The 7,522-nt window shown below is 72.5% G+C and carries 9 protein-coding genes; 3 read left to right on the plus strand and 6 right to left on the minus strand.

The features are described from left to right. Nucleotides 1–1,110 (plus strand): ISAs1 family transposase (locus tag ABTY56_RS06040; RefSeq protein ID WP_350626991.1); only part of this gene is annotated, 1,110 nt, incomplete at its 5' end. A gap of 122 nt (nucleotides 1,111–1,232) precedes the next feature. Here ABTY56_RS06040 and ABTY56_RS06045 read toward each other — a convergent pair. Next, nucleotides 1,233–1,382 carry a hypothetical protein gene (locus ABTY56_RS06045; protein ID WP_350626993.1) on the minus strand — a complete coding sequence of 50 codons (150 nt, stop codon included), beginning with the start codon at nucleotides 1,380–1,382 and terminating at the stop codon, nucleotides 1,233–1,235. A gap of 219 nt (nucleotides 1,383–1,601) precedes the next feature. On the opposite strand from ABTY56_RS06045, the gene ABTY56_RS06050 reads away from it, so the two are divergent. Then, nucleotides 1,602–2,174: a kinase gene (locus tag ABTY56_RS06050; protein WP_350626995.1), complete on the plus strand. Its 573-nt coding sequence runs from the start codon at nucleotides 1,602–1,604 to the stop codon at nucleotides 2,172–2,174. A 90-nt stretch (nucleotides 2,175–2,264) separates the two neighbouring features. On the opposite strand, the gene ABTY56_RS06055 is transcribed toward ABTY56_RS06050, so the two are convergent. Next, nucleotides 2,265–3,542, minus strand: a complete 1,278-nt coding sequence (locus tag ABTY56_RS06055; protein WP_350626997.1) for a hypothetical protein — start codon at nucleotides 3,540–3,542, stop codon at nucleotides 2,265–2,267. Nucleotides 3,543–3,713: 171 nt separating this feature from the next. Between ABTY56_RS06055 and ABTY56_RS06060 the strand changes: the two genes are divergently transcribed. Further along, nucleotides 3,714–4,904 carry a CapA family protein gene (locus tag ABTY56_RS06060; RefSeq protein WP_502893038.1) on the plus strand — a complete coding sequence of 397 codons (1,191 nt, stop codon included), beginning with the start codon at nucleotides 3,714–3,716 and terminating at the stop codon, nucleotides 4,902–4,904. A 106-nt stretch (nucleotides 4,905–5,010) separates the two neighbouring features. Here ABTY56_RS06060 and ABTY56_RS06065 read toward each other — a convergent pair whose 3' ends face one another. The 4 genes from ABTY56_RS06065 to ABTY56_RS06080 are packed head-to-tail and all read right to left on the minus strand — an operon-like array spanning nucleotide 5,011 to nucleotide 7,517. After that, nucleotides 5,011–5,211: a hypothetical protein gene (locus tag ABTY56_RS06065; RefSeq protein ID WP_350627001.1), complete on the minus strand. Its 201-nt coding sequence runs from the start codon at nucleotides 5,209–5,211 to the stop codon at nucleotides 5,011–5,013. A gap of 7 nt (nucleotides 5,212–5,218) precedes the next feature. After that, nucleotides 5,219–5,968, minus strand: a complete 750-nt coding sequence (locus tag ABTY56_RS06070) for an SRPBCC family protein (RefSeq protein ID WP_350627003.1) — start codon at nucleotides 5,966–5,968, stop codon at nucleotides 5,219–5,221. A 39-nt stretch (nucleotides 5,969–6,007) separates the two neighbouring features. Further along, nucleotides 6,008–7,291 carry a cytochrome P450 gene (locus tag ABTY56_RS06075; protein WP_350627005.1) on the minus strand — a complete coding sequence of 428 codons (1,284 nt, stop codon included), beginning with the start codon at nucleotides 7,289–7,291 and terminating at the stop codon, nucleotides 6,008–6,010. A 10-nt stretch (nucleotides 7,292–7,301) separates the two neighbouring features. Next, the gene (locus ABTY56_RS06080) at nucleotides 7,302–7,517 is read right to left on the minus strand and encodes an MbtH family protein (RefSeq protein WP_350627007.1); all 216 of its coding nucleotides are present in this window, start codon (nucleotides 7,515–7,517) and stop codon (nucleotides 7,302–7,304) included. Between the last annotated feature and the right edge of the window lie 5 nt (nucleotides 7,518–7,522).

Below are 7,522 nucleotides of genomic sequence, written 5' to 3' on the forward strand. Positions count from 1 at the left end.
GCTCTGGACAGCGTGGCGGGATCGTCGCTGGTGGAGCGGCTGCGGTTGCTGCCCGATCCGCGCCGACGTCGAGGGGTGCGTCACCCGTTCGTGGCGGTGCTCCTGGTGGCCGCCTCGGTGGTGGCCGCCGGTGCGCGCTCGTACGCCGCCGTCGGCCAGTGGTCCGCAAACGCTCCGCAGCACGCGCTCGCTCGCCTGGGCGCCAGGGGCGCGGGAGCGCTGGGCGTGCGCGTCGCACCGAGCGCTGCCACGATCCGGCGGGTCATCGGTCTGGTCTGCCCCGGTGGCCTGGCCGACCTGACCGGCGCCGATCCAGCGGGATCGGACTCGATCGCCGTGGACGGCAAAGCCGCCCGCGGCTCCCGGCACGGCACCTCGCCCGCCGCCCACCTGCTGGCCGCGATGACCGGCGACGGGCGGACCGTCACCCAGCTGCGGGTGCCCGACAAGACCAACGAGATCACCTGCTTCACCGCGTTGCTGGCGCCCTACGACCTGACCGGAGTCACGATCACGGCTGATGCCCTGCATACCCAGCGCGGCCACGTGCGCTTCCTGGTCGAGGAGAAGAAGGCCCACTACCTGCTGGTGGTCAAGGCCAACCAGCCCGAACTGCACCGCCGACTGCGGTCGTTGCCCTGGAAAGAGGTCACCGCGCGCCGCTACGACCGCGAGGCCGGCCACGGCCGCCGCGAGACCCGCGTGACCAGAGCCCTCACCGTCACCGACCTCGAACTCGACTTCCCCCACGCCGCCCAGGCCGCACGCATCCTGCGCTACCGCACCGACCTCAAGACCGGCACCGTCAGCCGTCAGACCATCTACGCGATCACAGACCTGACCTCGCAACAAGCCTCGCCCCAAAAGCTCGGCCAACTCGCCAGATCGAAGTGGACCATCGAGAACCGGCTGCACTTCGTCCGCGACACCACCTTCGCCGAAGACGCCTCGAAGATCCGCACCGGCCACGGCCCCGAGAACATGGCAACCCTGCGCAACCTGGCCATCAACACCCTCCGCGCCGCCGGGCACCGCAACATCGCCGCCGGCCTCCGGCACATCTCCTACGAGCCCTTCACCCGCCCGCTCGACCTCCTCGGCATCGCCTGACCAGCACACTCACAAGATCACTGGACTTTGCAATGGCCCTGCCAAGCCGCCCCAGGCCTTCACCGGCGTGGGGCGCGACGGAGACCGGGGCGCGCCCCACGCCGGTGAAGCACAGCTGTTCACTATCGTTCGCGGCGCTCTGCAGCCATCTCGTCGCCGAGGACAGCGAGCTCCCATGCCTGTTCCTGGAGCGCTTCCACGATCTTCGCAAGCTTCTTGTCCCGCTTTGCCCCGGCAGCGGTCTCGAACTCGTCCACGTCGGTCTCACCCAAGAACTGCGTCCCTTGAAGCGCCGCGATGCCGAGCTTGACGTGGCTGACCGCGCGGGGCGGGCAGAACGGTCCCCAGCAAAGCAGGAAGTCCTCTCAACGCGGGCAGGCACCCCTTCACGTCAGTCACCAGCGCTGACACCCACGGCTGGAATCGCGAGGTCGGAGCTCGGATGGAGACGTCTCCAGTCCATCAATGCATCGACTCATAGATTGCGCGCGATGGGACCTGCGATGACGGCCACGCCCGGTGCACAGAAGGCCGTCAGGCCGGAAACCGTGTTGGTGGTGGTGCGTGGGCCCAGCGGCGCCGGGAAGTCGAGCGTCGCCGCCCGGCTGCGCGCAGCGTACGGGCGGGGCGTTGCGGTCGTGGCCCAGGACGTGCTGCGCCGCACCGTCCTGCGTGAGCGGGACGTCGCCGGCGGGGCGAACATCGGCCTGATCGACCTGGTGGCACGGCACGCCCTGGACCACGGCTTCCACGTCGTGGTCGAGGGCATCCTCGCCGCCGAGCGCTACGGTCCGATGCTGACCCGGCTCGCCGCCGACCACGAAGGGCGCAGCCACCTGTACTACCTGGACATCGACTTCGCCGAGACCGTACGGCGGCACGCCACTCGCCCGCAGGCCGCCGACTTCTCCCCCGAGGACATGGCCGGCTGGTACCAGCCCCGCGACCTCCTGCCCGACGGTCTCGAACACGTCATCGTCCAGAGCAGCACCCTGGACGCCACTGTCGAGCGGATCCTCGCCGACACCGCCCTCGCCCCACCCGGCTGGACCCCGCGGCCCTGACCGGGCGTCACGCCTTCGAGAGCGCAAGCGATCCGACGGTGAACCCACGCTCGGTGGAGTGCGGCAGATTCCTGGCCCAGGGCCGGGAGGTCACCCGGCCCGGCCCGGGTCGGTGAGTTGCGCGAGGCGGCGGCGTGCGGCGGCGTGGAATTCCGCAGCGAGCGGGTCGTCGGACAGCTCCCGCAGGCGGGCCACGGCGTCGGCCGTGTCCGGCGCGACGGCGGCCGCGGCTTGCCGGACGAGCGGCTCGCAGTCGTCGAGGCCTTCGACGGTGAAGCCGCCGGCCGTGTCGGGCGCACAACCGCGCAGGCCTTCGTGGACCGCCTCCCGGGCGTAGGAGTGGACGGTCGTCTCCCAGACGTGTACCAGCGCGTCGGTGGCCTCGGCCAGGCGGAGCCGTCCGACGCCCCTGGCCGGCTCCTCGGTCATGCACCACTCGCCCGCGGCGGCGGCCGTGGTGAGTGCATGCAGCAGGTACGGGCCGTCGTCGTGGTCGCCGAAGGCGGACAGGACTCCGAGGGCCAGGTGTTCGAGGGTCCGGTCACCACTGTCGGCCCAGGTGCGGGCCCGCGCGACGGCGGCGGTCCCGAGGTGGTGGAGCGCCTGGGGGATGCCCGGCGTCCATCCGGCCGCGTTGCGAAGACCTGTGTCCTCGGCGAGGTCGAGGACGGTCGCGTCTCCTCGTCGGCCCAACTCCTGCAGGGCCAGGCGCCTGTCCCGCCCGGGGGCTCGGGTGATGCGTGCGGCCAGATCCGAGGAGCTGAGCCCGCCGTGGTCCGGCGCGGGAGGCCGGGCAGGTGGCTCGGCGCGGAGCGCGGGGCGTCCGTCGAGGATGCGGCGGAGTCGTGGCTGGGTCAGCGCCCAGGAAGTCCACGGCACCCAGCCCCCGTCGTCCGCGTGGGCTTCGAGTTCGGCGTCGTCATGGCGGGCGACGACCTCTGCGTCGAGCCCTGCCCAGAGTTCCGGGGTCTGCCGTGGGCCGGTCCACTCGATCGCGTCGAGTGCCACGGCCCAGTGGCGTCCCTCGATCGCGTACCGCCGCAGGATCGGCGCCGCGTCGATGCGGCCGAGGACCGGGAGCAGGGCGAGCACCTGCAAGGCCAGCGCGACCTCGTCCGAGTCATCGCCGTCGTACCCGAACAGGTGGGCCTCCACCCGCGCCAGGGGCAGGTCCAGCCGGTGGATCAACCGGGCCAGATAGGAGTCGCGGCTCTCGGTCTGCCGGTCCCACCGGCTGTCGGAGATGACGCACTCGTAGACGAGGTCGGCGTCCTCCGGGGTGCTGCGCAGGCGGCGGGCGGCAAGGCCCCGCCCGCGCTGGAGTCGGCCGCTCAGCGTGGCCGGATCGGCGTACGTGAAGTCGTCCATCACGGGCAGCATCCCGCTGCCGGCGCGAGGCCGGCAACCGCTTTCCTGCGGGCGTCGGCGCCGGCGGCGCTGGCCCCGTCGGGTGATGTCAGGGCGCGGGGTCCGCGCCGGTCGGCCGGCGGCTCGCATAGTCGGGCACGTCATACCAGCCGATCGTAGGACGAGCCGATGATGCGCCTGCAGCGCCGAGAGATTCTCACAGCCGCCACTGCCCTGCTGCTCGCCCTCACGGGGTGCGGGGCACCGCAGGCGCGGCAGGCCGTACCGTCGCCGCCGCGGGATCCGAGCACCGCGGGCACGCCGACCCCGGCGGGGCCTCGGGCGTTCACCCTGGTCGCGACGGGGGACGTCCTGCCGCACACCGAGATCATCCAGCAGGCCAAGGAGGACGCCGGCGGCGACGGGTACGACTTCAGCCGCATGCTCGCCGGCGTCAAGCCGGTCATCGGTGCCGCCGATCTGGCCATCTGCCACATGGAGACGGTGTACGGCGCAGACGGCGGGCCCTTCACCGGGTACCCGTCGTTCAAGTCGCCCCCGCAGGTCGCCCGGGCACTCAAGGACGCCGGGTACAGCTCGTGCGACACCGCTTCCAACCACACGCTCGACGACGGGCCGGCCGGCATCCGGCGCACGCTCGACGCCATGGACGCCGTCGGCCTGAAGCACACCGGCTCCGCGCGCAGCGCCGACGAGGCGGGCAGCCCCGCGCTGCTCACGGCGGGTGGCGCCAGGGTGGCCCAACTCGCGTACACCTACGGCACCAACGGAATCCCCCTGCCGAAGGGGCAGCCCTGGGCGGTCAATCTCATCGATCGGGAGCGGATCCTCGCCGACGCGCGGGCCGCCCGGGCAGAGGGGGCGGACATCGTGGTGGTCAGCCTCCACTGGGGTACCGAGTGGCAGGACGCCCCGAACGAGCAGCAGCTGACGCTCGCCCGCGACCTGGCCGCCGAGCAGGGTCCCGGCCGGCCCGACATCGATCTGGTCCTCGGCACCCACGCCCACATCCCGCAGGCGTACGAGAAGATCAACGACACCTGGACGGTCTACGGCATGGGCGACCAGCTCGCCGGACACATGTTCAACTACACCGGCGCCGAGGACCCGCGTGGCAACTGGAGCTCGATCGCCCGCTTCACCTTCTCCCCGCCGACGGGGCCGGGGCAGCGCTGGGCCGTCACCAAGGCCGAGTTCATCCCGCAGCTGACGGACCTCGGCCCGCCCTACCGCGTCCTCGACCTGGCCGAGGCCGTCCACCACGACCCCGGGCGCGGCGACTACGCCCGGGCGCTGGACCACATCCGGTCGGTCGTGCTGAGCCGCGGCGCCGCCTCGGCAGGGCTGACCATGGCGTCCTGAGCGGACGCCACCGACCCCGCGGCGTCCTGGCGGGGCCGGTGGACGCCGCGGTCCGGTGGGCCGGCTTCCCCACGCTCAGGCGGCCACCGGACGGGTGCGCAGCGGTCTACCAGCGGCGGCGCGACTGCGGCGGGTCGAGCTTGGCGGCGAGCGCCGACAGGAAGGTCGGGAGCTTGTCGACCATGTTCTTGGGGACCGGGGCGGTCTGGACGCCGCCCCGCTGGACGTCCTCGACGAGGAGCGTGTAGGTGCCGTTCTCCTCGACGAGTTCGGCGGCGAAGAGCAGTGTTCTGGTGGAGGTTTCCATCGGGGTCCTAGGCGTGGGTGTCGTTGAGCCAGTCGGTCCACGCCTTGGTGGCCTGCTGCTCGTCGGCGTCCTCGGCGAACAGGTGGTGGCCGAGCCAGATGGGCCAGTTCCAGGTGCTGCCGTTGAAGAACCGGTACAGCGCGTCGGGGCCGCGCAGGCCGACGAAGTCGGGGCTGAGCCAGTCCACGACCACCTCCTCCGAGCCGCCGTCCGTCCCCGGGAGGCGGAGTGACACCCGGTCTCCGACGGCCGCGTCGTCGGCGAGGCCGAGGCGTCGGCGCAGCGCGGCGAAGTCGGCGGGGTCGTCGGTGGGTTCGGGGCGAGGGGCCCTGACGTAGACGGCGGGGCGGGCGGCGAAGTGCCGGAGGTACTCGGCGAGGCCGTGCTGGTAGAAGTCGACGTGCTTCTCGGCCGCGTCCGACTTCGTGTCCCACCTCCAGGTGTCGTCGATGACGCCCGTGTGCACCCAGTGGATCCCCATCCGCAGGTGGCTCGTGCCGCCGTCGACCGGCTCGATGTGGTAGCTGAGCGTGTTGGAGAACCCGCCGTCCTGGGTCGCCCGGACGGCGAAGTGGCTCGGCGGCTCCCACGCCACGACGGTGGAGTCGCCCCGGGTGGCCTTTCCGCCGACGCGCGGCTCGACCTCCATCGGGTACAGCCAGCCGAGGTTCCCGGCGCCGGTGGCGACCGCGTCCCAGACCTGCTCGGGCGTGGCGGGCAGGTCCTGCTCCCGGCGGACCTCGAACTCTCGGGCCATGGTCGGTTTCTCCTTCGTCGTCGTTCGGTCGTTCACGGGTCAGTAGGTGAGCGGGAGGGCGCAGAGCCGCCGTTGCAGCGGGTTGGGCCGCCAGTCGAGCGCCGCCCCGTCGGCCAGCCGCAGGTTCGGGAGGCGGCGGACCAGCGTGCCGATGGCCACCTCCGCCTGGAGCTTGGCCAGCGGGCCGCCGAGGCAGAAGTGCGGGCCGTGGCCGAAGCTCAGGTGCCGGTTGCCGGGGCGGGACAGGTCGAGCCGGTCCGGATCCTCGAAGCGCTCGGGGTCTCGGCCGGCGGCGGCGAGGAACAGGAAGACCAGCTCGCCCTCGCGCAGTGTCCGACCGCCGAGCTCGACGTCCTCGGCGACGACCCGGACGATCGCCTGGGTCGGCGTGTCGTAGCGGGCCAGTTCCTCGACGGCGGTGCGGATCAGCCCCGGGTCCGCGCGCAGCCGGGCCAGTTGGTCCGGGTGGCGCAGCAGGGCGAGCAGGCCGTTGCCGACCAGGTGGGTGGTGGTCTCGTCGCCTGCGGTGATCAGGACGAAGCAGGTGGACAGCAGCTCCGCCTCGGTGAGCCGGTCGTCCTGTGCCTGCGTCGCGACCAGGGCGCTGATCAGGTCGTCGCCCGGGTCGGCCCGGCGCCGGCGGACGAGCCGGGCCAGGTACTCCTCGTACTCGCCGATCGCCGCCTCGGACTTGTCGATGTCCTCGGCCATCCGGCCGAAGCGGCGGAACCAGGTCTTGACCTGCGGGCGGTCCTCGGGCGGGATGCCGAACAGCTCGCAGACGACGGACAGCGGCAGCGGGGAGGCGACCGCCTCGATCAGGTCCATGGTCGGCCCGGCCGCGACCGCGTCGTCGATGAGCCGGTCGACGATCCGCTGGACGCCGTCGCGCAGGGCTTCGACGCGCCGGGCGGTGAAGGCGCGGTTGGCCAGCTTGCGCAGCCGGGCGTGGTCCGGCGGGTCGGTGTTGGTCATCACCCGGCCGAGCCGCATGGTGAGCCGGCTGAAGGCCTTCAGGTCGCCGCCGAGCGCGACGTAGGCGCGGGTCATCCGGTCCCGGTCGTTGGACAGCCGCAGGTCGCCCAGGGCTGCCTCCACGTCGGTGTGGCGGGTGAGGTGCCAGATGCCCTGGGCGCTGCGGTGGACGGGGCTCTCGCGCCGCATCCGGGCGTAGAACGGGTACGGGTCCCGGCGGGCCTCGGGTGTGTGCAGCGCCGCGGCCAGGTCTTCGGACCCGGCGGAGTCGTCGGGCCGGGCGGGGTCGTCGGACCGGGCGGGGTCCGCGGTGCCGCGGGCCCCGCCCAGGGTGTCGGTGGAGGTCATGTCGGCCGTGCTACCGCTGGGTGTCCATGGCGTCGGCGAGGCTCTTGGGCCGCATGTCGGTCCAGGCCCCCTCGACGTGTTCCAGGCAGGCGGCGTGGGTGTCGGGGCCGTGGGCGACGGTCCAGCCCGCGGGGACGTCCGCGAACTGCGGCCAGAGCGAGTGCTGGTTCTCGTGGTTGATGAGCACGAGGAAGGTGCCGTCCTGGTCGTCGAAGGGGTTGGTCATGGGAA

It is taken from the genome of Kitasatospora sp. NPDC097691, from assembly GCF_040302665.1.
Classification (GTDB): Bacteria; Actinomycetota; Actinomycetes; order Streptomycetales; family Streptomycetaceae; genus Kitasatospora.